The 25,493-nt window shown below is 40.4% G+C and carries 24 protein-coding genes, 2 pseudogenes and 1 other annotated feature; of the genes and pseudogenes, 4 read left to right on the top strand and 22 right to left on the bottom strand.

The window, feature by feature from the left end; all coding sequences use genetic code 11:
• Positions 1-61: 61 nt before the first annotated feature.
• The 4 genes from QNH20_RS19625 to QNH20_RS19640 all read right to left on the bottom strand — a co-directional run bounded on the left by QNH20_RS19625 (position 62) and on the right by QNH20_RS19640 (position 5,783).
• Complete coding sequence (locus QNH20_RS19625; protein WP_283919651.1) at positions 62-574, bottom strand: adenine phosphoribosyltransferase; 513 nt, start codon at positions 572-574, stop codon at positions 62-64.
• The gene (gene recJ, locus QNH20_RS19630) at positions 565-2,928 is read right to left on the bottom strand and encodes a single-stranded-DNA-specific exonuclease RecJ (RefSeq protein WP_283919652.1); all 2,364 of its coding nucleotides are present in this window, start codon (positions 2,926-2,928) and stop codon (positions 565-567) included. Before recJ ends, QNH20_RS19625 begins: the two co-directional genes overlap by 10 nt.
• A 166-nt stretch (positions 2,929-3,094) precedes the next feature.
• On the bottom strand, positions 3,095-5,356 hold the full coding sequence (secDF, locus tag QNH20_RS19635; protein WP_283919653.1) for a protein translocase subunit SecDF: 2,262 nt from the start codon (positions 5,354-5,356) through the stop codon (positions 3,095-3,097).
• A gap of 130 nt (positions 5,357-5,486) precedes the next feature.
• Positions 5,487-5,783, bottom strand: coding sequence for a post-transcriptional regulator (locus QNH20_RS19640; protein ID WP_283919654.1), 297 nt, complete (start codon positions 5,781-5,783; stop codon positions 5,487-5,489).
• 140 nt (positions 5,784-5,923) lie between these two features.
• Here QNH20_RS19640 and spoVB point away from each other — a divergent pair, with 140 nt between their 5' ends.
• A complete protein-coding gene (gene spoVB, locus QNH20_RS19645) occupies positions 5,924-7,474 on the top strand; it encodes a stage V sporulation protein B (RefSeq protein WP_283919655.1) in 1,551 nt (516 codons plus the stop codon).
• A gap of 29 nt (positions 7,475-7,503) precedes the next feature.
• Here spoVB and QNH20_RS19650 read toward each other — a convergent pair whose 3' ends face one another.
• Positions 7,504-8,175, bottom strand: a complete 672-nt coding sequence (locus tag QNH20_RS19650) for a DUF421 domain-containing protein (protein WP_283919656.1) — start codon at positions 8,173-8,175, stop codon at positions 7,504-7,506.
• Between the two features lie 265 nt (positions 8,176-8,440).
• Here QNH20_RS19650 and QNH20_RS19655 point away from each other — a divergent pair, with 265 nt between their 5' ends.
• Positions 8,441-8,803 carry a TIGR04086 family membrane protein gene (locus QNH20_RS19655; RefSeq protein WP_283919657.1) on the top strand — a complete coding sequence of 121 codons (363 nt, stop codon included), beginning with the start codon at positions 8,441-8,443 and terminating at the stop codon, positions 8,801-8,803.
• Between the two features lie 103 nt (positions 8,804-8,906).
• Here QNH20_RS19655 and yajC read toward each other — a convergent pair whose 3' ends face one another.
• The 8 genes from yajC to QNH20_RS19695 form a co-directional block, all read right to left on the bottom strand.
• On the bottom strand, positions 8,907-9,197 hold the full coding sequence (yajC, locus tag QNH20_RS19660) for a preprotein translocase subunit YajC (RefSeq protein ID WP_283919658.1): 291 nt from the start codon (positions 9,195-9,197) through the stop codon (positions 8,907-8,909).
• A gap of 29 nt (positions 9,198-9,226) precedes the next feature.
• Positions 9,227-10,366, bottom strand: coding sequence for a tRNA guanosine(34) transglycosylase Tgt (gene tgt / locus QNH20_RS19665; protein ID WP_283919659.1), 1,140 nt, complete (start codon positions 10,364-10,366; stop codon positions 9,227-9,229).
• 206 nt (positions 10,367-10,572) lie between these two features.
• Positions 10,573-11,601, bottom strand: a complete 1,029-nt coding sequence (queA, locus tag QNH20_RS19670) for a tRNA preQ1(34) S-adenosylmethionine ribosyltransferase-isomerase QueA (protein ID WP_283919660.1) — start codon at positions 11,599-11,601, stop codon at positions 10,573-10,575.
• Between the two features lie 30 nt (positions 11,602-11,631).
• Positions 11,632-12,633, bottom strand: coding sequence for a Holliday junction branch migration DNA helicase RuvB (gene ruvB / locus QNH20_RS19675; protein ID WP_283919661.1), 1,002 nt, complete (start codon positions 12,631-12,633; stop codon positions 11,632-11,634).
• A gap of 10 nt (positions 12,634-12,643) precedes the next feature.
• The gene (gene ruvA, locus QNH20_RS19680; protein ID WP_283919662.1) at positions 12,644-13,255 is read right to left on the bottom strand and encodes a Holliday junction branch migration protein RuvA; all 612 of its coding nucleotides are present in this window, start codon (positions 13,253-13,255) and stop codon (positions 12,644-12,646) included.
• A 284-nt stretch (positions 13,256-13,539) separates the two neighbouring features.
• Positions 13,540-14,085 carry an intercompartmental signaling factor BofC gene (locus QNH20_RS19685; protein WP_283919663.1) on the bottom strand — a complete coding sequence of 182 codons (546 nt, stop codon included), beginning with the start codon at positions 14,083-14,085 and terminating at the stop codon, positions 13,540-13,542.
• 142 nt (positions 14,086-14,227) lie between these two features.
• Entirely contained in the window at positions 14,228-14,920 is a 693-nt protein-coding gene (locus QNH20_RS19690; protein WP_283919664.1) for a YhcN/YlaJ family sporulation lipoprotein, read from the bottom strand.
• Positions 14,921-15,191: 271 nt separating this feature from the next.
• Positions 15,192-16,181: a phosphotransferase gene (locus tag QNH20_RS19695; protein WP_283919665.1), complete on the bottom strand. Its 990-nt coding sequence runs from the start codon at positions 16,179-16,181 to the stop codon at positions 15,192-15,194.
• A 1,310-nt stretch (positions 16,182-17,491) separates the two neighbouring features.
• Between QNH20_RS19695 and QNH20_RS27125 the strand changes: the two are divergent.
• A pseudogene (locus QNH20_RS27125) lies at positions 17,492-17,563 on the top strand (hypothetical protein); the annotation flags it as partial.
• A gap of 185 nt (positions 17,564-17,748) precedes the next feature.
• Here the strand turns inward: QNH20_RS27125 and safA are convergent.
• Positions 17,749-17,913 (bottom strand): annotated as a pseudogene (gene safA / locus QNH20_RS27130) (SafA/ExsA family spore coat assembly protein); the annotation flags it as partial.
• Between the two features lie 182 nt (positions 17,914-18,095).
• On the opposite strand from safA, the gene QNH20_RS19705 reads away from it, so the two are divergent.
• Complete coding sequence (locus tag QNH20_RS19705; RefSeq protein ID WP_283919667.1) at positions 18,096-18,632, top strand: transcription repressor NadR; 537 nt, start codon at positions 18,096-18,098, stop codon at positions 18,630-18,632.
• 58 nt (positions 18,633-18,690) lie between these two features.
• Here QNH20_RS19705 and pheA read toward each other — a convergent pair whose 3' ends face one another.
• The 8 genes from pheA to QNH20_RS19745 form a co-directional block, all read right to left on the bottom strand.
• Positions 18,691-19,548, bottom strand: a complete 858-nt coding sequence (gene pheA / locus QNH20_RS19710) for a prephenate dehydratase (RefSeq protein WP_283919668.1) — start codon at positions 19,546-19,548, stop codon at positions 18,691-18,693.
• Positions 19,549-19,673: 125 nt separating this feature from the next.
• The gene (locus QNH20_RS19715; protein WP_283919669.1) at positions 19,674-20,123 is read right to left on the bottom strand and encodes an ACT domain-containing protein; all 450 of its coding nucleotides are present in this window, start codon (positions 20,121-20,123) and stop codon (positions 19,674-19,676) included.
• A gap of 199 nt (positions 20,124-20,322) precedes the next feature.
• Positions 20,323-21,612 carry a GTPase ObgE gene (gene obgE, locus QNH20_RS19720; RefSeq protein WP_283919670.1) on the bottom strand — a complete coding sequence of 430 codons (1,290 nt, stop codon included), beginning with the start codon at positions 21,610-21,612 and terminating at the stop codon, positions 20,323-20,325.
• 50 nt (positions 21,613-21,662) lie between these two features.
• Positions 21,663-22,193 (bottom strand): sporulation initiation phosphotransferase B, encoded by a 531-nt coding sequence (locus QNH20_RS19725; RefSeq protein ID WP_283919671.1) that lies wholly within the window; start codon positions 22,191-22,193, stop codon positions 21,663-21,665.
• A gap of 200 nt (positions 22,194-22,393) precedes the next feature.
• Positions 22,394-22,687: a 50S ribosomal protein L27 gene (rpmA, locus tag QNH20_RS19730; RefSeq protein ID WP_026572313.1), complete on the bottom strand. Its 294-nt coding sequence runs from the start codon at positions 22,685-22,687 to the stop codon at positions 22,394-22,396.
• Entirely contained in the window at positions 22,688-23,032 is a 345-nt protein-coding gene (locus QNH20_RS19735; RefSeq protein ID WP_283919672.1) for a ribosomal-processing cysteine protease Prp, read from the bottom strand. It lies immediately after the preceding gene.
• A 15-nt stretch (positions 23,033-23,047) separates the two neighbouring features.
• The gene (gene rplU / locus QNH20_RS19740; RefSeq protein ID WP_283919673.1) at positions 23,048-23,356 is read right to left on the bottom strand and encodes a 50S ribosomal protein L21; all 309 of its coding nucleotides are present in this window, start codon (positions 23,354-23,356) and stop codon (positions 23,048-23,050) included.
• A gap of 13 nt (positions 23,357-23,369) precedes the next feature.
• Positions 23,370-23,452: a sequence feature (ribosomal protein L21 leader region), on the bottom strand.
• Positions 23,453-23,486: 34 nt separating this feature from the next.
• Positions 23,487-24,953 (bottom strand): Rne/Rng family ribonuclease, encoded by a 1,467-nt coding sequence (locus QNH20_RS19745; RefSeq protein ID WP_283919674.1) that lies wholly within the window; start codon positions 24,951-24,953, stop codon positions 23,487-23,489.
• Positions 24,954-25,493 lie beyond the last annotated feature (540 nt).

The following is a 25,493-nucleotide window of genomic DNA, read 5'->3' on the forward strand; positions in this document are numbered from 1 at the left end:
TATTTTCCAATTCCTAAAATTATATAAAGAGAGCACTCTCCTGAGTGCCCTCTTGCATTATTTAATAGTGCATCAATGTTAAAATATCATAGCCATTGAGCTTTTTACGTCCTTCTAAATAACCTAACTCAACTAAGAAAGCGATACCAGCTACAACACCGCCGAGTTGTTCCACTAGTTGAATGGTTGCTTCTATTGTGCCGCCAGTTGCTAACAAATCATCCGTAATTAAAACACGCTGCCCTGGCTTAATTGCATCTTTATGAATGGTTAGAACATCTTTACCATATTCGAGTCCGTAGCCGACTTTAATGGTTTCCCTTGGAAGTTTACCCTCTTTACGGACTGGAGCAAAACCTACTCCAAGCGAATACGCAACAGGACAGCCAATAATGAATCCCCGTGCTTCTGGTCCAACAATTAGATCAATTTCTTTCTCTTTTGCATAAGAAACGATTTGGTCTGTTGCATATCTATATGCTTCACCATCATTCATTAAAGGGGTGATATCTTTAAATTTAATTCCCGGCTTTGGCCAATCAGGTACGATCGTAATAAATTGCTTTAAATCCATTCTTCAATTGCCTCCTCAGTTTTAACCGACTCTTGAATGACTTGATCGAACCAGCCTTTTAATTCCTGAAAGGACGAGAACAATATATCCCTTTCAAGTGCATATTGTGCCTGTTTAGTTTGATAGGTTCTTGAGTCAGTTAAATCACGCTTTTGCGCTTGATTATTCAAAGTAATAAATCCATTGTTTATTGTAACAAAATCTAGTTCAGAAAACACCTTTGACATAAAGATAATCGTTTCCTGCGACCAGCCGCGATACTTTGCAATAACGTCTCCATGACGCTTAAGGTCAACCGGACCTTTTTTCAAAAGATAGGCATAGTACCATTTAAAATGATCACGAGTCGGAACCGTACTAAAAAAGTCACTGGATTCTTTATAAAAATAAGCATAAATCCTTGAGGGCTGTCTTCCTTCTAATAAAACTTTTAGTATCTCTATAGATGGCGGAAAATCGACTAAGACGATATTTGCCTTATTACAATCAAATGCTCTTGCCTCTTCGATATCTCGAATGAAAATCGTCTCAGCCTTCAAATCGTCGTTTATTTTTTCAAGATGTTCTTTATTAAAAATAATGAGTTTCCTGTTTTCAGTAGGTACAGTGTTTGCCATGCTGTTGATTCGCTTTTGTCCGCGATAGTCAAATAACTGCCATGATTCAACCTTGATATCGTGGATAAAAATTTGTGGCTTACGAATATTGTTCCATTCATTAATAGATAATTCCCCTATTAATGAAATTTTTGATGCAGGTGAAATTTGGTCAGCTAAAGCACCTAATCCAAAGCCTACTCCATCAAGATTCGCACCGCCTTCATTCACTAGAACCTTTAGATGGTTTTGCTGACTGCCAATCTTTCTCATACTGGCAACTTCAACGTTATTTATTAAAACTTTGGGCTTCGGGTTGTCCATGCCAAACGGAGAAAGCAAATTCATTTCTTCTAACGAGGATAAATTAATATCTTCGAGATGGATTTCTTCGTCAAGATAGGTAACAGGGATAAAATCCTCTGCAGTTAACTGCTCTTCAGCGAGCATATTTAATCTTGTCCGAAGCCCGGCAACATCTTCAAGCTGTAAGGTCATTCCTGCAGCCATTGGATGTCCGCCAAAGTGAGGGAGTATATCCCGGCAAGTTGATAAATTTTTAAATAAATCAAATCCTGCAATACTCCGGGCAGAGCCCTTTGCTACATCTTTATCTGGGTCAAAATTTAACACTATTGTCGGCCGGTAGTATTTTTCAACAAGCCTCGAGGCGACAATCCCAATAACACCAGCATTCCAGCCTTCCTTGCCGACGACAAGAACCTTATTTGTCTCTATTGGATAATTCTTTTCTACCTCTTCGATTGCCTCGTCTGTAATCGTATTGACAATCGCTTGTCTTGTCTTATTTAAGACATCCATCTCTTCTGCTAATTGTTGCGCTTCTTCAGGGTCATCTGTCAGGATCAGCTGAACAGCTAAATCAGCATCTTCTAACCTTCCGACAGCATTAATTCTCGGTGCAAGTGTAAAACCAATTGTTTCTTCATTGATTGTCATAGGGTCGACCCCAGCCAATTTTAGAATAGCTTTAAGACCTAAATTTTGCGTCAATTTCAGTTTTTCTAGACCTTTTTTGGCTATCAGGCGATTTTCGCCTTTTAATGATACTAAGTCTGCTACTGTCCCAATAACGGCTATTTCAAACAAATGCTCAGGAATTTCTCCATAGAGGGCATGAGCGAGTTTAAAAGCGACGCCTACACCTGCAAGCTCCCGAAACGGATAAATACTATCAGGAAGCTTTGGGTGAATAATCGCTAGTGCTTCAGGTAAGACTGGTCCAGGCTCATGATGATCGGTAATGATTAGGTCAATTCCCAGTTCTTTCGCAACGGCTGCTTCATGAACAGCTGATATTCCAGTATCCACGGTAATAATCAAGTTTATTCCATTTTCCGCCGCCTGACGAAATGCTGGTTCATTCGGTCCATAACCTTCAGTAAAGCGATTCGGGATGTAAAATTGGACATTAGCACCTAGATCACGAAGTGTGATCATTAATACCGATGTACTGCTTACGCCATCAGCGTCATAATCACCAAAAATAAGAATCGGTTCTTGCCTTTCGATGGCATCATGTATTCTCTTAACCGCAATATCCATCCCTTTTAAAAGATATGGATCATGGAACTCATCCTTCCCAAATAAAAAATACCGTGCAGAATCTACGGTATCTAAGCCACGATTAACAAGCAGTGACGCAACTAGAGGTGTTATTTTCAATTCATTTGCTAGCATATTTACTAGATTGTTATCAGAACTGCGAACAACCCATCTTGTTTTTGACTTTAACATTTGTTCGTTCACCCCTCAGACTTATTTATTATACAGGAGTAGAAAAAACCTTTCAATAAAAAGAAAAACCGCAGATAATCTGCGGTTTTTCTTTTTAGAATTTATACATAGAACTTTGATAACTGTCCAGCTCCAGCGCCCAGCGACTAGTAGACTTCGCTCTTCTTTACACCTGTGGTTGATCAGAGTATTTTCTCTTCTCTTTCACTGTTTTAATAACGCCTTTCTTTTTAAGCTCTTTTGTCTTTAATACATACCAGAGAGGACCAGCAATACAAATGGATGAATAAACACCGACCAATAATCCTACCAACAAGGCAACAGAGAAGTTGCGGATCGATTCACTGCCAAAAATAACAAGTGCCACTACAGTAATTAACACAGTTAAGACGGTGTTGATAGAGCGAGTCAATGTTTGGCGGGTACTTACATTTAATACCTCAGCAATATCCGCATTTGTTTTAAGCCGTTTTTTCTTTTGCATATTTTCGCGCATCCGGTCAAAGGTAACGATGGTATCGTTAATTGAATAACCAACAATCGTTAACACAGCTGCGATAAATGTTAAATCAACCTCAAGTCTCGTAATACTGAAGAATGCTACCATAAAGAATGCATCATGGAGCAGAGACACTATAGCTGCAATTGCCATAGATAATTCAAAACGGAAACTTACATAAATAATAATCCCGATCGAGGCTATTAAAAGCGCAATAAAGGCACTTTTCGCTAATTCCTTCCCAACAGTCGGGGAAACGGTGCTAACGTTTGGTTCAGAACCATATTCTTTATGAAACTCCGATTTCAACTTAGCAATTTCATTTTTCGAAAGAACACCGACAAAACGAGCTGCCCCAATATTCTGCTTTTCACCCGAAATGACCACATCATCTGTTTTCAGATGAAGCTTATCAAATGAGCTGTTAATTTGTTGAACAGTCAACGGAGTGTTTGATAATATTTCGACACGTGTTCCGCTAGTGAAATCAATCGATAAATTTAAACGAAAGACAAAAAGCAACACTATACCGACAGTAAGTAGAATTCCTGAAATCGTGAAAAATTTCTTTCTATGTTTCACAAAATCAAGCTTGTCAAAACGAGTTGGCAGATCCAATGTATCAACATTTTCAGCGATGTCCCTAATTTCGGACTGTTTGACACCAAACCAGCTTGGCTTCTTTTTAAAGATGCCGCTATGGACCCAAAGCCCTAAAAATAGGCGTGAACCGAAAACAGCCGTTAAAAAGCTCATTAAAATACTTACAATTAACATTGTCGCAAACCCTTTTACAGAGCTTGTCCCATAGAAGAAAAGCACACCTGCAGTCAAGAGTGTCGTTAGGTTAGAGTCAAGAATCGATGAAAAGGCATTTTTTTCACCTGCCAGAAAGGCCGCTTTAATCGATTTACCCACTTTAAGCTCTTCTCTAATCCGTTCATAGGTAATAATGTTGGCATCGACGGCCATCCCGACCCCGAGGATAATCGCGGCGATACCCGGCAGGGTCAGGACTCCGTTCATCCAGTCAAATATTAAGAGGACAAGATAAATATAAATGGATAACGTAACAGTGGCGATGAAACCAGGAAAACGATAATAGAAAAGCATAAATAGATAAATGATTGCGACACCGATAATACCGGCCAATATCGTATCATTTAATGCTTGTTCACCAAATTTTGCTCCGACAGAAGTAGAGTATACTTCCTTCAGCTTTACAGGTAATGACCCGGCATTTAAAAGATTAGCTAAGGTTTTAGCCTCTTGCGCAGTAAAGCTGCCGACAATCGAAACCGTATCTTGATTAAATATTTGCCTTACAGTTGGAGCTGATAAAAATTTGGGATTTGGTTTTGTTACTTCCGTTTTAAAGGAGTCTTTTCCTTCTTCAAAATCAAGCCAAATAACAAGCTCATTGTTTGGTGCCATGTTCATAATTTCTTCTGAAACTTTACGGAATTTATTAGCATCTTTTAATGTCAACGAAACGCTTGGAGCACCTTTTTCATCAAAAGTTTGTTTTGCCCCGCCTTGCTTTAAGTCTGACCCGTCCATCATTAGACGGTCATTAGCGTCACGGAATGTTAAATTTGCCTGTGTAGACAACATTTCACGTGCCTTGTTTTGGTCAGTGACCCCAGCGAGCTGAACACGAATTCGGTCAGTCCCTTCGATTTGGATGTTGGGTTCACTTACACCAAGGACGTTAATCCGCTTATCGAGGGCTTCAGCTGTATTTGCCAACACTTCCTTATCAATTTTTTGACCTTTTTTAGCCTGAACCTCGTACAAAACCTCAAATCCACCTTGAAGGTCCAGTCCAAGCTTAATATTGTTTAAAATGTTCTTGGTTGTTGCTCCCATTGTGCCCCCTAATATTAGGACCACAAGAAAGAAAGCAATAATTCTACTGCGCTTTACCATTATGTATTGTTCCTCCTTAGTGCCTGTCCAATTGCACTGTTACAGACTAGCCTTATCGTAAAAAAATTAAAAAGTCACTGATTACATTATGAAATAAGTAGGAATTACTGTCAATTTGAAAAAGGTAGGATTATTTCAACAACTCTTTCAATTCATCTTCATCATCAAAGGAAAAGTCGGCAGTTTTATATGCCTCAATCGTCGCGAAGCTGATGAAATCACTCACCTTTACAGAGAGAATTTCTTGGATTAATTCGTAAAGCCGTTTTTCTTCCTTTTCCCTTTTCCACTTTTTCTTGATTAAGAATTCCCAAAGCTCTTTTTCAGTTACAGAATCATAACCCAACAAGTGAAATTCTGCAAGCTTACTTGCTAGTGCTGGCTGTACATGGGTACGATAATGTTCGTATGTGTGACTAACCTCCATTTTAAACTGCCTCCCCTGGGAAATCTCCCAATTAATTAAACCTTTGCAAAAAGCTTTTACTACTTGTCATGCTTTGTCCACCATTAGGCATATAGTTAATTGTAAATGAATTCTTCTTTTTTGAGAAGGTGGGAAACAGCATGTCAAAGTTTTTAAAAGGGACTGTTATCCTATTAGCAGCCGGCTTCATTACACGAGTTCTTGGCTTTATTTATCGAATTGTCCTTGCACGCAGCATTGGTGAAGATGGCGTCGGCTTATATATGATGGCATATCCTACGTTTATTCTTGTGGTAACGATCACACAGTTAGGACTTCCGGTGGCCATCTCTAAAAATATTGCCGAGGCGGAAGCAAGAAAGAATTATGCTGAAATTAAAAAAATCCTTGTCGTTTCCCTCGCGATAACGATTGGCTTATCAATCATTATAACGCCTGCATTAATTTTACTTGCACCAATCCTATCAACTACACTGTTCACCGATCCAAGGACATATTATCCATTAATAGCGATTGCACCAGCAATACCGATTATCGCCGTTTCTTCTGTTTTAAGAGGTTATTTCCAAGGACGGCAAAACATGCGTCCATCAGCTATTTCACAGATTTTAGAGCAGATTGTAAGAATAACTTTAATCGCAACAGCGACAAAAACATTTCTCCCACATGGGGTTGAATTTGCAGCTGCAGCGGCAATGGCAGCTTCTGTTTTGGGTGAATTACTTTCGCTCGTTTATCTATTAACCACATTTAAATTGAAAAAGCGGTTTAAGCTCAGAAAAAATTTCTTTCAATTCGTTCAAAAAGGAAAGAGAACATTCAACGAATTAATGGAGATTGCACTGCCAACAATGGGAAGCAGGATGATTGGTTCGATCGCCTGGTTTTTTGAACCGATTGTTGTTGCCCACAGCTTAGCCCTTGCAGGGGTAATCGCAGTAAATGCAACAAAACAATATGGAGCCTTAACCGGCTACGCGATGCCGTTATTAATGCTGCCTTCATTCGTTACTTTTTCATTATCCACATCACTTGTTCCAGCAATCAGTGAGGCTATTACAAGAAACAACCATAAATTGATTGAATACCGTTTGCAGCAAGCATTGCGTTTTGTTTTTTTAACAGGTGGACTTGCTGTAATTGTCCTTTATGTATTAGCAGACCCGCTCATGCAGCTCATGTACGGTTCAACAAAGGGTTCATATCTTATCCGTATTATGGCACCATTCTTTTTGTTTTATTATTATCAAGGTCCGCTGCAAGCAGTTTTACAGGCATTAAACCTTGCGAGAGCTGCGATGATTAATAGCCTTATTGGAGCAGTTGTTAAAACGGCGGTGATTTTTTTACTCGCCTCCCAGCCCTCGTTCGGGATTATCGGAGCAGCGCTCGGGATTATCGTCGGCTTTGTGCTCGTAACGGGTCTCCACTTTGCAACTGTAATGAAAAAAGTTGCCTTTTCATTTTATATACGTGATTATTTAAAGGGATTTCTAGCTATGGGGGTATCGGGTTGGTTAGGCTTTTGGATCTTTAAGAATATCTCCTTAAATGGACCCCTAGCTTTAAGAACATTAACTGCAATACTCGTAATGTCCATTTCCTATTTCCTTATGTTGGTTGTATTCCGTCTAATTAAAAAAGATGAGCTTAAACGAATTCCATGGATTGGAAACCTGTTTTCATTTTAAAAAGAAGACATGCCGAATGGCGTGTCTTCTTAGTTTTCATCCTTTAAATCAATGAAGAACCTCTCGTTTTCAAAGCTACAAAAGGAAATTCTTTTTATATCCCTATATCCCCTTTTTTTCAATTCTTGACGAAGCCACAAGTTTGTTTTGTTGATTCTTTTCAAATTTTCTTCCTCAATATTACCATCTAAAATTAATGGAATCGTAATATCACCATTCTTACTTGGATTCTTTGGCTTTTTTGGGTCCTCTACTTTTTCAATGACAGATAAGCTTCCTGACGATTCCAGAATGGCAAACTCGACATCTGCAATACTGCGAATGTCTTTTTCTCGTAATTGGGTCATTAAATCGTCGAAATTATAACGCTGCTTCCGCATCGCCACTTCGTCAATTTTTCCCCTGTTTATGATAATGCTGGGCCTACCCTCGACAAGATCCCGAAATTTTTTGCTCTTTAATGAAATTATCGCCATTATTAATTGGATAATCATTAATATAACCATCGGTAATATTGCATGAAATATCTTGACATTCGGTCTTTCAATGGCAACGACCGCTAGTTCGCCAATCATGATAAATACAACAAGATCAAGGATGCTTAGTTCTCCAATTTCCCTCTTTCCCATTAAGCGGAATATGACCAGGATGAGTAAATAAAATAAAATTGTTCGAGCTACTATCGTTATATAATCTGCCACAGCTGTCCGCCCCTTTTTTTCATTCCAAAATATTATTTACATTCTTGAAAGAAAAATTAGAGGAATTATATACCAAACAATTCTTTTAATGTTAAAAGTATCGAAAAATTAATTCTACTTTTTCCGTTCCATGAATACGCTTGTACTAGGAAAGAAACTTGTATGCAAGGCCAGCATTACAGAAAAATGAAGAACGATCCTGCCGGCCTACAAGCACTGAAGGGGGAGAGTTAAAATCGAATCGAAAAGCTTTGGTACATCCATTTTGTACGGATTAACTTTTATTTTTGCTTTTGCTGTAATATGCAGCCTTATTTTTGGGTTAATCCTTAGGTTTACATCTGCTCGGGAAGGATCTCTTCAATATGTCATTACAGCCTTATCATTCATTGGGCTATTTGGAGGCGGTTTTCTTTCCGGAGGTAAACGGAAAGAAAGAGGCTGGCTAATTGGCGGATTAACGGGGCTGATTTATTCATTTGTTGTATTCTTGTTTCAATACCTTGGCTATGATCGTTTGTTTAACGCGGAGCAAGTTATTTATCATACCTGCTATACTTTAATAGCAATGATGGGTGGAATTTTAGGGGTTAATATCGCAACGAATAACTCCCGGCGATCAGCATAGAAAAAGGAAGCCATATGGTGGCTTCCTTTTTTTCATAATCGAAATTGAACTTCGATGAATGTCTAGCACAAGCACCGTTAAACAGATGCTTCCGCTTTTCTTTTTACTTTGAAAGACTTACGCCTTCACCGGCACCAGCCTCAGTAACTTCACGAATGGCATTACGGTCATATGTAAGACGGCTGCCGTCTCCACATTTAATTACGACTTTATTATCATCGATTGAATCGATAAAACCATGTAAACCACCAATCGTGACGATTTTATCACCCTTTTTCAATTCGTTTTGCATTTGTGCAACTGCTTTTTGGCGTTTTTGCTGCGGGCGAATTAATAGGAAATAAAATAATACAAACATTAATATTAATGGAATGATTGTACCCAAACCTTGCATCTTGTTTCCCTCCTTTCAAAATGGTTCTATTAGAAATTTTTCGCGTTCGGTTTGTTAAAACCATAACGTTCAAAAAACTCTTCACGGAAATCACCAAGCCGGTCTTCCATAATGGCTTGTCTGACTTTCTCCATTAATCTTAACAGAAAATAAAGATTATGGTAAGACGTTAAACGAATTCCAAATGTTTCATCGCATTTAATCAAGTGCCGGATATAGGCCCTGCTATAATTTCGGCATGTGTAGCAATCGCATTCTGGATCCAGCGGCCCAAAATCTCTCGCATATTGGGCATTCTTCACAACAAGACGACCATTGCTTGTCATTAATGTACCATTTCTGGCTATACGTGTTGGCAGAACACAGTCAAACATATCGATTCCTCGAATTGAGCCATCAATTAACGAGTCGGGAGAACCCACTCCCATTAAATACCTTGGTTTATTTGTCGGCAGTAGCGGTGTTGTGAACTCAAGCATTCGATTCATTATATCCTTTGGTTCACCGACAGATAAGCCTCCTACAGCATATCCAGGGAAATCAAGAGAAGTAAGGTCCCTCGCACTTTGTTTACGGAGTTCCTCATATTCTCCTCCTTGGACGATCCCAAATAAACCTTGGTCTTCAGGGCGCTGATGCGCATTTAAACAGCGCTCAGCCCATCTGGATGTCCGCTTGACAGACTTCTTCATATAATCAAAAGTGGCCGGATATGGAGGGCACTCATCAAAGGCCATCATAATATCAGAACCAAGGGCATTCTGGATTTCCATCGCCTTTTCCGGCGATAAAAATAACTTCTCACCGCTCATATGATTGCGGAAATGAACCCCTTCTTCTTCAATCTTACGGAATTCACTTAAACTGAATACCTGGAATCCTCCCGAATCCGTTAAGATCGCCCGGTCCCAGTTCATAAATTTATGAAGACCGCCTGCTTCTCTAATAATCTCATGTCCAGGGCGAAGCCACAAATGATATGTATTGCTTAATATGATCCCGGCACCCATTTCTTTTAAATCTTCCGGCGACATCGTTTTTACGGTCGCAAGGGTTCCAACCGGCATGAAGGCTGGGGTATCAAAGGAGCCGTGCGGTGTATGGACGCGCCCAAGCCGGGCACCCGTTTGTTTACATGTTTTAATTAATTCATAGCGAATCGCAGTCAAATTGTTGTCTCCTTCCTTATGCAAAACATAAATAGTGTTTCACGACACCATTTACAACGGAATTTTATTCAAAGAACCATCCTTGCCAATAAAGGCGGTGTGTGCAGAGCTAGACTTCACTACAAACGAGTGAGCAAAATGTATATTTACAGCATCAATTGGATATAAAGATTCCCTTTTGCGGCGCTTCGCTCCTTTTCCCTACCCTAGATGATGAACATGGCATCGCCAAAGCTGAAGAAGCGATAGCGCTCCTCAACAGCTGTGTTGTAGGCGTGCAGAATATTTTCTCTTCCTGCTAAAGCACTAACAAGCATAATCAAGGTTGATTTTGGCAAATGGAAATTGGTAATCATACCATTGATTGCTTTAAATTCATACCCTGGATAAATAAAAATACTTGTCCAGCCGCTGCCCTCGGTGAACTGTCCATCATTTTGTGAGGCAATTGTTTCCAATGTTCTCGTTGAAGTTGTCCCAACAGTAATGATTCTCCCGCCCTTATCTCTTACTTCGTTCAGCAAGTGGGCCGTCTCGTCTGTTACTGTATAAAATTCAGAGTGCATATCATGCTCTAGTACATCATCAACACTTACAGGCCGAAAAGTACCAAGCCCAACATGCAGCGTGATAAAGGCGATATGGACACCCATGTCTTTTATCTCTTCCAATAATGGCTCCGTAAAATGAAGCCCTGCTGTAGGGGCTGCGGCTGAACCAGGTTCGCGGGCATAGACTGTCTGATAGCGATCCCGGTCATCAAGCTGCTCTTTTATGTATGGAGGCAGCGGCATTTCACCTAATTGGTTAAGCACCTCGTAAAATATACCTTCGTATTTAAAATCTAATACTCTGCCGCCATGGTCTGATGTCCCCGTACAAACTGCTGTGAGAAGGCCATCACCAAATTCAATTTCGGTTCCTTCCTTCACTCGCTTTGCCGGTTTCACGAGTGTTTCCCACTTGTCGCCTTCAAGCTGTTTTAACAAAAGGACTTCAATTTTGGCACCGGTATCTTTTTTCACACCAAAAAGGCGTGCAGGCAATACCTTGGTATCATTTAAGACAAGGCAATCCCCTTCACGCAAATACTTGGTTATCTCTTTAAACACTTCATGCTTAATCTCACCTGTTTTTTTATCCAGCACCATCAATCGGCTTTCTGCGCGATTTTTAAGCGGGACTTGGGCAATTAATTCTTCAGGCAAATGAAAATCAAACAAGTCTACTTTCATCTTATGACATCCTAATCTGTAATAAAATTATCATGGAGAAGGTATTTCCATCCCAAAATGGTGATAAACTGCAGCTGTTACTACTCTTCCCCTTGGGGTGCGCTGTAAAAAGCCGATTTGCAGTAAATATGGTTCATAAACATCTTCAATAGTTTCGGCTTCTTCGCCAATAGATGCTGCAATTGTATCTAAGCCAACAGGGCCGCCGCGGAATTTTTCAACTATTCCTTTTAATAGTTTGTGATCGATATGATCAAGACCAAGACGATCAACCTGCAACAGTTCAAGAGCTTCCTTTGCAAGGACAAGGTTAATTGTACCATTTCCCTTTACTTGAGCAAAATCTCTCACCCTGCGGAGAAGCCGATTAGCAATCCTCGGGGTTCCCCTTGCTCTCCTGGCAATTTCAGCAGCTGAAGGTTCATCAATTTCCGTCTCAAACAGATCAGCCGTTCTTATGACAATATGTTTTAACTGATCTTCTTTATAATACTCGAGCCTGCTCAAAACTCCAAATCGATCCCGTAGAGGGGCTGATAAGGATCCCGCCCTTGTTGTCGCACCGACAAGAGTAAACGGCGGGAGGTCGAGGCGGACAGACCGGGCACTGGGGCCTTTGCCAATCACGATATCAAGGCAAAAATCCTCCATCGCCGGATACAGTACCTCTTCAATTGTCCGCGGCAGCCTGTGAATCTCATCAATAAATAACACGTCCCCAGGCTCTAGCGCCGTTAGAATTGCAGCTAAATCGCCGGGTCTTTCAATGGCCGGTCCTGAGGTTGTCCGAATGTTGACGCCCATTTCATTGGCAATAATGCAAGCTAGAGTTGTCTTCCCTAATCCAGGCGGCCCGTAAAGGAGCACATGGTCTAACGTTTCCTTCCGAAGTTTTGCTGCCTTAATAAAAATTTCGAGATTTTCCTTCACCTGATTCTGCCCAATATATTGCCTTAAGGTTTGCGGTCGAAGGCTTTGTTCAATGCTTATCTCGCTTTCGTTCACTTCACTAGAAATAATCCGCTCTTCCATAAATCATCACCTATTTTAAAAGCCGCTGCAGGGCTTTTTTTATGTATTGGTCGGTTGACAGCTGTTCTTTCCTTATCTCAGGTGAAATCTTTTTAATCTCTTTTTCTGAATAGCCAAGGGCCTTCAGGGCAAGGATAGCTTCGTCAAAGGCCGAATTAGTGGCTTGTGTATGTACGGGAAACTGGTCGGCATTAAATAGATTCGGGAAGTAATCGGGCACAATATCCTGTAGTTTCCCTTTTAAGTCAAGAATCATTTGCCGAGCTGTTTTTTTCCCAACACCAGGGAATTTTACCAGGAAGCTTTCATCTTCGTTTTCTATCGCTTGGACCACCTGCTGTACTTCACCGGAAGCAAGAATGGCGAGCGCCCCTTTTGGCCCAATTCCGGAAACATTTAATAATTTTGTAAAAAGTCTTTTCTCTTCTCTTGTTTCAAAGCCGTAGAGTGCCATGATGTCTTCTCGAACGTAATGATAAGTATAGATTGTTATTATTGTTTCCATCTTACCAGCATATATAAACGGGTTTGGTGTTGAGATTTGATAGCCAATGCCATTATTTTCAATGACAATATATTCTGGACCAACAAATTCGACGGTTCCTTTTATAAATTCATACAATCGTATTCTCTCCTCTAGTTTGAACCCCACATTGGATGGACCTGCTGTGAAATTCATGCTGTCTTTCATTTTATCATAAGTAATGAAAGTAGTTGAAGAAAATCGTCCCTATATGAAAAGTCAAATTATTCAGTCTTGCCGATTCGCTGATAAATTTCTAATTCGCTAACATCTCCTCTAAATCCGCTGATAACCTTGAATAAAGAATAAAAAAAGTGCTTTGCCTAGGAAAATTACAAAAAAAATCAGGCTGAATTTCAAAATCAGTCTGATTCGGGGTCGTCCTATTCTTTTTTTAACGAATAAGGCTTAAATGTTTCTAATACTTCAACATAATGATCTTTTGATTTAATTGGGATGCCTTGAATCAGCTCTTCTTGTATTTTACTTTCGAGCTTCTTGATATCTATTTGAAAAAAAGATTGAATAATTCGTGATTGACCAGGCCTTCCATTAAAAATGGTCAGTATACCGTCTTCAGTAACACCAAAAAATCCATTTGCTTTCAGCAATGGTGATATATCATCAACTTGTTTTCTAAATACAAACGTCGATCCATTAATATCTGTAAACTGCCACTGGTCATATTTAGCCCAAAAACTCTCCATTGACCAACATGTCTCTTGGACTACTTCCTGACTTAATTCTCCATCAAGATAGACCCTTTCCAAAATAACCGTCATGTTTAGTGGCTGGGGCATTTGGTGGTTACCCTGTTGTGCAGCAGAGCCTGTCATTATCATTCCTGGTGCTCTACCAATAAACATGAAGAGAATAACAGCAAATACGGCTAATCCAAACCGGTACATTGCTAACTCATTAACCCTCATGTTACTCACCTCTTATTGTTAAAGATTTAACATTCTTTTCAGTTCTAGTTTAGCCTTCTTCTGCCTTTTTAATCCGAATGAGATTATTAAAAAAAGAGAGGCAAAGCCTCGAGTGCTTTGCCCTTTTTCGAGTGAAAGAGGATTACCGTCCTCCTTTGTTACGCTGAAAATCATTATGAATGTTGCGGTCACGGCCGAGGGTTCCCTCATCCGTAATAACAGTTACTGTTCGTCCCATTGCGTAAGGCTTCACCGCATTCTTTATGGCTCTCTTTGTATCAGCTGCTTTATTCGTATCATATAAATTCACCGAAACAATGACTGTATTTCCGTATGCTACTGACCTTACATCCTGGACATTATCAATTGCTGCTACTTTGTTTCTAATTTTATTGGAAAAATCGTCCTGGAAATTTGGATTTGTAGCAACTCCAGTGTTTCCCATATTTGTACTCAAATGACCGTGATAATTCATATCACTCATACTAAAACGATTGTCTCGTTGGAAAAAGTTTTGATCCTTTTTTGCTAACGGGGTTGTTGGATTTTTGGGATTCCCATTTTCGTCTCTAGTCTGCTGCTGCTTTCTATTTTGTTCGTTAATAACCTGATCCTCTTCCCCGAAACTATGATCCATCATTTCAGTTATCGCACCATCATTATCCCTCAATAACTCATTTCCATTGTTCGGGTGATTTTCATTGGAATAATACCCAATTGGTCGTGCTGGATTGCTGTTTTCATTTACTCCTGCACGATTATTATCACTTGTACATCCCGCAGCACCTAACATCAAGAATGCGGAAAGAGGAATCATCCACTGTTTCTTATTCAAGCGAAAAACCCCCTCAAAACAATCTGAGCATGCATTACATGCTCATTTATAGGGTGCAATTATCATGGCCATTTCATTCGCTTGACTTATATGCCATTAATCACCAATCCAACATGGAACTTCAACTCATTAAAAAATCCAGCCTAACAAAATAAAGACGGTGTTAACAGACCTAGATTTCACCTTGTTCATCACAAAAAAAATATATTTATTACTTTGATTGGACATGCTGATTTACAATTGTTGTGCTCCGCCCCTTTTCCAGCCATAATTATTTTAATAATTCCTGTAATTGATCAATAAATTTTTTTCTAGCGTAAAACTGACTGATGGAAAGTTCCAGTACTTGATTAAGCTTTGCTTGATCATTATACGATTTTTCTCGAATTAATCGATTCCATTCTCGAAAAATATCGGCAGGATAAGCTAAGGCATACAAAAAGGCCTCTTCTGATAAATATTTTTTTATTTGCTTTAAACTTGCAAGCTTTTTAAATGACCAGTCGATGTGGGGCAGAATCCTGTTAGCATATTGTAAATAATCGAATGACGGGGGTCCGATGCTGATTAAATCAAAATCAATTAAATGTAAGCTTCCTTTCCTGTCACGTAAAAAATTATGATGGGCCACATCACCATGAAGGATAGCAAAAGGCTCATTTCGAAAAAAGCTGCCATGCTTTTCCATACCCATCAGTGACCAATCGGCCCATGATATCATTTCTGAGATAAATGGTTCATTCATAAAATATCGTAGAAAGGGAAGGTTATTTGAAAAAATATGGAGCCTCTCCCTCCATTTTTCTTTTAAATGACCTTTTGGGAGCAAAGTTCGATAACGGTATTCAAAAGACGCTGTAATCTGATGAAAATGTTCTAAAAGCTCAATCCCCTCTTGACGATTCTTTTGTGTATGAAAAGAAAAGGGTGTTTTATTGGGAGCAATGTACTCGATACAGCCAAAGTAGGTTCCTTCAAAAAAAAGCTGTTCTTTCACTGGGGGAGCTAAAAACAAATATGTTTTTAAAAACCCCTCTTTTTTTAGAGTAGCTGTAAACGCTTCTTGAAGCCTAAGCCTGCTATTTTTATGATATCCTTTCATAATGTAGGTATGTTTAGCGGTTTTTAATAAAAAAACTAAATTTCGTATTGGTTTAAATTGGACAATTTTTTCAAAAAACTGCAACTGAAAATAAGAGAGGAGACGATTAAAATAATCATCGTCCCCTTTTTTGTTTAATGAAGTATTAAATGCTTTCATCACTGTAACCTGGCATACCGTAAGGATTTGTACCGACTGGCCCCATTCCATATGGATTCATATATGGGGGCTGGGCAACATTGACAGGTCCTGTATAGGGGGCACTGTATATTGGCGGTGTCGGTGGGACAAAGTTTGTCGGTACAGCATTTGGTGCCGCGGCAGCAGGTTGCATGACATCCAAAGAAGTCTTCGATCCACAGCCGCAGTCAACCATTGCACCTGTTCCTACAGGCAGCCCCTGAGATGAACGGCCCTGCATGAATGGCATTTGATCATAGGAAACAGGTGCGACCATATCTGACGATTCAAAACCATATCCTCCCATTACTTGTTGTCCTGGCGCTCCCATTTGGGGATAACCGTATGGGGAGCCTCCCATACCAGGTCCTGCCCCAGGGTAACCGGTCGGTGCGGATGCTGGATATCCCGTTGGCATTTGTCCGTATCCCGCTGGTACTTCACTGTAACTTGTTGGCATCTGACTATATCCTGCCGGCATCTGCTGTCCGTATCCTGCAGGCATTTCACTGTAACTTGTTGGCATCTGACTATATCCTGCTGGCATCTGCTGTCCGTATCCTGCAGGCATTTCACTGTAACTTGTTGGCATCTGACTATATCCTGCTGGCATCTGCTGTCCGTATCCTGCAGGCATTTCACTGTAGCTTGTTGGCATTTGACTATATCCTGCTGGCATCTGCTGTCCGTATCCTGCAGGCATTTCACTGTAACTTGTTGGCATCTGACTATATCCTGCTGGCATCTGTCCATATCCTGAATCCATCATTGGCTGCTGAAATACAGTGCCTTGAGCACCCATCACAGCTCCCGGGTTGTACGCTGGATTTACAACTGGCATTTGCAGCATAAATGATGACGATTCATCATGGAAAAATTGTCCAGGCATGACTGATGTACCAGCCACGGTTGGAGCGACGCCTGGAGTACCATGAATCATACCCGGCGGCGGAACCATTGCCATTCCTTGTGAATATGGCATCATAGGTGGTACCGGGAAACCGCCAAATGGCGGGCAGAACCCAGGCCCTGGCATTACTGGTGTGACAGGGACACAATATTCCTGGGGCATCTCACAAGGTGCTTCCTGTACAGGCAGTGGCGCCGGAATTGGAATTTCCTTCTTTGGTAGGATATTTGCAGGTTTTGGCGGCAGATTCGGCTGCACGGTCATATTGGCCATGTTTGTCATATAATAATTACTAACATCAATTTCTGGGACTACTTGTAGAGGCATTTTCGGAGTATAGGGTGCTTTTGGTGCTTCTTTGATGATAGGTGCTTCTTTGATGATAGGCGCTTCTTTTTTCGGTACTTCCTTTATTGGCATTTCTTTAATAGGTACTTCCTTTTTTGGTACCTCCTTTATCGGCACTTCTTTAATAGGTACTTCCTTTTTCGGTACCTCCTTTAACGGCATTTCTTTAATAGGCATTTCCTTAGGCTTCGCTTTGGCAAACGGGTGCTCAGCAATGGGCACTTCCTTTTTTACTCCTATATTGATTGTCCCTTCTTTTTTTACGGATCCCCCAGAGGTTGGAACCTTTATTTTCATACCGGGCATAATCATATCAGGGTTGCTGAGCTGTGAATTCATCTTTTTCAGCTCTTCAAAATTCACGCCGTACTTCTTGGCGATTTTCCAAAGAGTATCCCCTTTCTGTACGATATGGATCTTCACTCTGATTTCCCTCCTATGGCATAAGTCCATATAGTGTATGTGAAAATGGGCAAAGTGCTAACATTCTTCAAAAAAACTTATGCTATTTTTTTAATAAATATGTTAGGCATAACGGAATTTACGATTAACCTGCACCTTTGAGTAAGTTTTATTTTTAGTAGCAGTATGTTAATATTGGGTATTATGCTTACTGTAAGGAGCGGTTTTTACATATGGAACAAAAAAAGATTCTTGGGGAAGATCGGAGAAAATTTATTTTACAATTGCTAAAAGAAAGCAGTACTCCAATTACTGGGAGCGATTTAGCCGAGCAAACCAATGTAAGTAGACAAGTGATTGTAGGGGATATCACGCTTCTAAAGGCAAAAAATGAACCGATTATTGCCACAAGCCAAGGCTACATTTATTTAAAGCAGAGTTCCAGCATGCCAGTATTTGAAAGAACGATTGCTTGCATGCATACTCCAAAAGATACAGAAAAGGAACTAAATTTATTAGTGGATCACGGCGTTTTAGTGAAGGATGTAAAAATTGAACATGCGGTTTACGGCGATTTAACTGCATCGATTATGGTTTCTAACCGCCAGGAAGTAAAGCAATTTTTAAAAAGATTGGAAACAACACAAGCCTCATTACTATCGGAGTTAACAGGCGGCTTCCATCTACATACCATTTCAGCCACTACTGAACAGGCTCTCAATAAAGCTGAATCCGCATTAAAGGCGGAAGGCATATTGCTTGAATCATAATAATGACCCGGATAGCACCGGGTCTTTTTTGATTATTGGGTAAAAATCTGGCATCCATTTATTTTTCAAAATCCACCATCTTGGAAGGATAACTTCCTAAAACCTTCACACCGCAGCCTAATGCCTCCAGTTCAGCAATTGCACCAGGAATCAATACTTCATCGAGCTTCATTTCAAGGTCAATAATGAAAAAGTAATTACCGATACCTGTTTTCATTGGCCTGGATTCAATTTTAGAAAGGTTTAATTTTCTCCAAGCAAAGGCAGATAACACCTGATGGAGAGCACCAGCCTGATCAGATGGGAGGGTAACCATGAGCGTCGTTTTGTAATGCGCTGAACCGCTAATCGACTCAAAATCTAAGTTTTGTTCTGACAGAACAAAAAAGCTTGTATGATTATAATCAAAATCATGAATATTTTTTTGCACGATTTCTAATCCGTATTCCTTGGCCGCTAATTCATTGGCAATCGCCGCTGCAGTCATTTCAGGGTTTTCCATCACCATCTTTGCAGCTGCCGCTGTAGACGAAACACTATCGATTGGCACTCCTTTAAAATGGGTATGCAGGAACTTATGGCACTGGGCAATAGCATGGGAATGGCTGAACACCATGCTTACCTCTTGCCATCTTTCCTTATTTGCAGGATGAACCATCAAATGCTGCTTGATTGGAAGCGTAATTTCGCCAACAATCGGAATTTGAACGACATGGGTTAAATAATCAAGGGTTATATTTACTGAGCCTTCGAGGGCATTCTCAACTGGAACTACTGCTAAATCTACTTTTTTATCAACAATAGCATCTATACTTTCAGGAATTGTGCGATACGGCTCAAGCTCGTATCCATGAAATACCTTTTTTACTGCGAGTTCGGTAAAAGTTGCTTTTGGTCCTAAGAAACCAACTTTCATTGCTTCCCCACTCTCCTAATATAAATGAGCAAGCGCTTGTTCAGCACTATTGCTATTTTTCAAAATTTTGCATCACATTTATTTAAAAAGAAAGCTGAGAGCAGGCTCCAGCGGATAAAAGTCCACTATGCACCAGTTCCCAGCACCTCAACCTTCTCGACAAATTCAAGTCTTTGTAAGTTTGCAAGTAAATCGTCGAGCTCTGTTGTGATATTCGATGTGTTTAATGACAATGTCACATTTGCTCTGCCTTGTAGCGGTATCGTTTGGTGAATCGTTAAGACATTACAACCTGACGCCGCTACGACACTTAACAATTTTGACAGTGTCCCGGAGCGATCTTCCAAATGAAAGAAGAGTGAGATGATTTTTTCCTTTTGGATCGTTGAAAAAGGAAACACGGTATCCCTGTATTTGTAAAAGGCACTTCTGCTCAAATCTACCTTTTGAACGGCATCTGCAATCGATTCAGCCTTGCCCCTTTCAAGCATGTCTTTCACATCAATCGTTTTCTTCATCGCTTCCGGCAAAACATCCTCACGGACCAAATAATATTTTTTATCAAAATTATCCATTTTCACTCTACCTCATTCTCTTACAAAACATAAAAGGGATTCATGCCACCATCTACTTCGAACTAAAATTATTCAAAGAACTAGCCTGCCATAAAAAAAGGCGGTGTGATTAGTGCAAGGCTTCTCTTATTTTGCCTCGTAAAACCACGATTGGATGTACTAATTCGTTTTTGCGCCGCTCCGCCCTTTTTCCTACAAACTACTCAATGAACTCAAATTCGAACTCTAATAATTTTACGATATCTCCATCTTTTGCCCCTCGTTGTCTTAAAGCATCATCTACGCCAAGACCGCGAAGCTGTCGGGAGAAACGGCGGACAGATTCTTCACGTGAAAAGTCTGTCATCTTAAATAATCTTTCGAGTTTTTCACCTGAGAGGACAAACGAACCATCTGGCTCTCTTGTAATCGTGAAGTTTTCAGGGTCTGCCTCATGTTTGTAAAGAACACGATGAATACCGGTATCCTCTTCTTCATGCTCAAGTGGAAACTCTGGTGTTTCCTCTAATTTATCGGCCACAGCGAATAATAATTCACGCAGACCTTTACGGGATAAAGCTGAGATAGGGAATATAGGATAATCCTCTTCAAGCTGCTCTTTAAACTTTTGCAGGTTTTCTTCTGCATCAGGCATATCCATTTTATTCGCAACAATTATTTGCGGACGCTCGGTCAATCTTAGATTATACTCTTTTAATTCACGATTGATGGTCAGGTAATCCTCAAATGGGTCCCTGCCTTCTGTCGCTGCCATATCAATAACATGGACGATAACTCTCGTCCGTTCAATATGTCGTAAAAATTGATGGCCAAGACCTACACCTTCACTTGCCCCTTCAATTAATCCCGGCAGGTCAGCCATAACAAAACTTCTGCCGTCCTCTGTTTCCACCATACCAAGATTCGGAACAATCGTCGTAAAATGGTACTCAGCGATTTTCGGTTTTGCCGATGAGACAACAGACAATAAGGTAGACTTCCCTACACTTGGGAAACCAACGAGACCAACATCAGCCAAAAGCTTTAATTCCAGAATAACATCACGCTCTTGGCCCGGCTCACCATTTTCAGCAATCTCCGGTGCCGGATTTGACGGTGTGGCGAAACGGGTATTTCCACGGCCGCCACGGCCGCCTTTAGCTATGACAGCCTGCTGCCCGTGCTCAACTAAATCAGCAATGACCTCTTTTGTTTCTGCATCCATAACCACCGTTCCAGGGGGTACCTTAACAATCATATCCTTAGAGCCTCTTCCATGCTGTCCCTTGGACATGCCATGCTCACCACGATCCGCCTTAAAATGGCGCTTATAGCGAAAATCCATTAACGTTCTCAGCCCTTCGTTTACCTCAAAAACGACACTGGCACCTTTTCCGCCGTCCCCGCCAGCAGGACCGCCATTTGGAACATATTTTTCACGACGAAACGCGACCATACCATTGCCGCCGTCCCCGCCTTTTACATAAATTTTGACTTGATCGACAAACATCTTATTCCTCCAGTCTTGCATTTTACATAAACTGATGTCAAAACACCTTGTTATTGTACTGGCATAAAAACTTCCAGCGCGAGTTCACTTTCAGAAAATTCCTTGACCACTACATCCATTGCTGGGTTAGCAAGGAATTTTTCAATCAGTTCCCTTTTTATTATTATCCCGCTAAAATCAAAAAAGAAACGAACACCATCTAATTGTGGTTCAATTGTGATGGATAAATGGTTCTCTTGAAATTCCTCAATTGCCCGATTTAAACATAAAAAAAAGGAATTTGTCCAATTTGTCATGCTAGCGTCATCAATTTTAATTAATTCTGAATCGATCAGTACTTCATACTCTAGTTTAAATGAAGGATTTTCCCAATTGGATTTTAATAGCAGGGCAGCAAACAAAGGCATATGTAAATTCGAAAGCTTTGTCTCATGCTGCGCTTCAATGACAATTTCATCAATGACTGCTCTAACCCGATCAATTCGGTCTAAATCCAGGTTTCCCTTTATTAACTGGAGTTTGTTTAACCAATCATGTCGTGAGTGCCGCAGCACTTCCACGATATCCCATTCTTTCCCCATACGTACACTCCCACATTAAGTGTTGGACACTGTTTCTGATAGTATATCAAAAAAACAAACATGAGTAAGCAATTTTATATTGTAGAGGCGAAAAGAAGCTTATACGAAGTAGGTTTCCTGACGTGTTAGTTGGGAGGTAAAATCGCTAGCATAAAGAAAACTCTAACCAAACAGGTTAGAGTTTCCTTTTGATGTCTTATTTAAGCTTCTTGAGCTACTGGATAAACGCTCACTTTTTTACGGTCACGACCTAAACGTTCGAATTTCACAACGCCGTCGATTTTTGCAAAAAGAGTATCGTCTCCGCCGCGGCCTACGTTTTCACCTGGGTAAATCTTTGTACCGCGTTGACGGTAAAGGATCGAACCACCAGTTACAAATTGACCGTCTGCACGCTTAGCACCAAGGCGCTTTGCGATAGAGTCACGTCCGTTCTTTGTAGAACCTACTCCCTTTTTAGATGCAAACAACTGAAGATCTAATTTTAATAACATTTATTCCACCTCCTGCTTTTTGAAGGTAATCTTTATGTGCTTTCCGTACTCTTCTTCAATCGTCCGTAACGAAACGACCATAGCTTCTAGAATCAGCTGAATTTTCTCGTGGATGTCATTCGGAAGTTCTTCCGGTACAACACAGCGGAGAAACCCATCTGCTCGATGTTCAAGATCGGGAGTGACACCAGTCAGTTCGTGTACTGCGTTGATGGCCCCAACGGAGACAGCAGATACACCTGCACAGACAATATCCTTCCCTCGATCAGCGAATAATGCATGACCGCTCATTTCGAAAGACTGAATCAAGCCGGATTCAGTACGAGTAATCGTAATCCCAATCATCTATAATCCAACACCTTACGCGTTGATTTTTTCGATGATTACTTTTGTGTAAGGTTGACGATGACCTTGCTTCTTACGGTTGTTTTTCTTCGCTTTGTACTTGAAAACAATGATTTTCTTCGCACGGCCTTGTTTTTCAACTTTAGCTGTAACAGTAGCGCCTGCAACAACAGGGCTTCCAACTTTTACAGTTTCACCGCCAACGAAAAGAACCTTGTCAAAAGTAACTGTTTCACCAGCTTCTACATCTAATTTTTCAATGTAGATTGCTTGGCCTTCTTCGACTTTAAGTTGTTTACCGCCAGTTTCGATAATTGCGTACATGAACTGCACCTCCTTATAAACTCAGACTCGCCATATACAGGCGTCTTGCGAATCTCGCAAAATCTTACTACCTGTTCTGCGCGGTTGTAGCACAGGTGCTACAAACATAACATTAGAATACTAACATAATTTAAGCAAGAGTGTCAATAGCTTTTACGGAGATATCCTTGTCATCGCCAAATTGTTTCAAGACATAATACGGTTTAGCAGATGGTTGTATAGAAAAATAAAGTTTTACATGCAGCAGGTCTTCTAATACTTTAATGTGTGCATGATCTGCACCCAAAAGCGTATCTTTCACCTCTCGCGTTGCCTCTATTAAAATTGCCTCGAATTCAGCATGACGGTGCTCTAAAAGCTCTCGCTCAAGCCGAAACGCGATGGTTTCAGCACTAAGGATCCGTCCTGTACCGTCGCAGACTGGACATTTCACTTGGAGAGCCTCTGACAGGGTGACCTTTGTCTTCTTTCTAGTCAGTTGCAGAATCCCAAGCGGGGTAAAACCAATGATTTTTGTTCTTTTTCCATCTTTTGCTATTTCTGTCTCAAACGTGTTAAGAATCGTCTGTTTATCCTGCTCGCGTTTCATATCAATAAAATCTATCAGGACAATGCCGCCGATATCGCGAAGGCGCAATTGCCTGGCAATCTCATTTGCAGCCAGCTGATTGGTTTTAAGAACAGTATTCTGATAATCAGTCTTTCCGGAAAATTTCCCAGTGTTCACATCAATAATCGTCAATGCTTCCGTTTCATCAAATATAAGATAGGCGCCGAAATCAAGCCAGACAATCCGCTTGAGCGCTTTGTCAATTTCATGCTCCACTTGGTTTGCTGAAAATATATTCTCTTTTCCGTTATAGTAACAGTGCTTCACTTTAGGGTTGGCCTGCTCAAGCATTTTTTTTACCGCTAGATCATCAACAATGACTTCTCCAGTCTTCATCCTTGCAGCCTGATTCAAAATCATTTCTATGAAGGTATCTTTTTGAAAAATTAACCCCGCTTTTTTTAGGAAGGTTGTTTTCTGCAATAGTTCTTGGAATTGTTGTCTTAACGTTTGCAGCTCTTCTTGAATTTCTTCTTCTGTGCTTGAAATGCTAGAAGTACGAAAAATGATCCCCTCTTCTTCCGTTTTGTGACGGCTGCCAAGGCTGCGGAGCATTGTCTGTGCATTTACATCGGCAATTTTTTTCGATACGGCCACATAACGTCCTTTAGGCATGTAAATAAGATGATTCCCCTGTATTTCAATAATCCCCGTAACTTTTGGTCCCTTTGTGCCGGTTGCATCCTTGTCCACCTGAACGAGCATTTTTTCTCCTTGATGCACGAACGAAGTGATATTTTTTTGTTTTTCAGATGATAGCACGTAGGCTGGCAGAGAGTCACGGTGCAAATAGGCATTTTTCTCCTCGCCAATATCGATGAAAACAGCATTCATCCCCGGCAACACCTTTGTAACGGTCCCAAAATAAATATTACCGACCAGCGAGCGATATTCTGGTCGGTCAAAAATGATCTGTTCTACACGGTGATCTCTTAAATAAGCAAATCGCTTCTCTCGTGCGGTGTAATTAATAATTAATGTTTCCAAACCACGTGTCCTCACTTTTTTTATAATAACTTATTGTCGTTATTTTAAATCCAAGAATTTCCTTATTAAGACAAATCTAGATTGATTTCCACCCGAAATGGCCTTCATCGTCCTTATGAAGGACTAATTTTGCTTTCTTTTCTCCTGATTTGGCCTTCATCGCCTTTATGAAGGACTAATCTTGCTTTCTTATCTCCTGATTTGGCCTTCATCGCCTTTATGAAGGACTAATCTCGCTTTCTTTTCTCCTGATTTGGCCTTCATCACACTTATGAAGGACTAATCCTGCTTTCTTTTCTCCTGATTAGTCCTTCATCACACTTATGAAGGACTAATCCTGCTTTCTTTTCTCCTGATTTGGCCTTCATCGCCTTTATGAAGGACTAATCTCGATATATTTGCTCCTGTTTTGGACTTCATCGCCCCTATAAAGGATTAATCTTTTCTCCCGTTTTGGCCTTCATCGCTATTATGAAGAATCAAATTAAAAAATTTATAGATAGCCTTAATCTACCGCCAGAGATACTCAGTCACAGCAAA

It is taken from the genome of Neobacillus sp. WH10 (assembly GCF_030123405.1).
GTDB lineage: Bacteria > Bacillota > Bacilli > Bacillales > Cytobacillaceae > Neobacillus.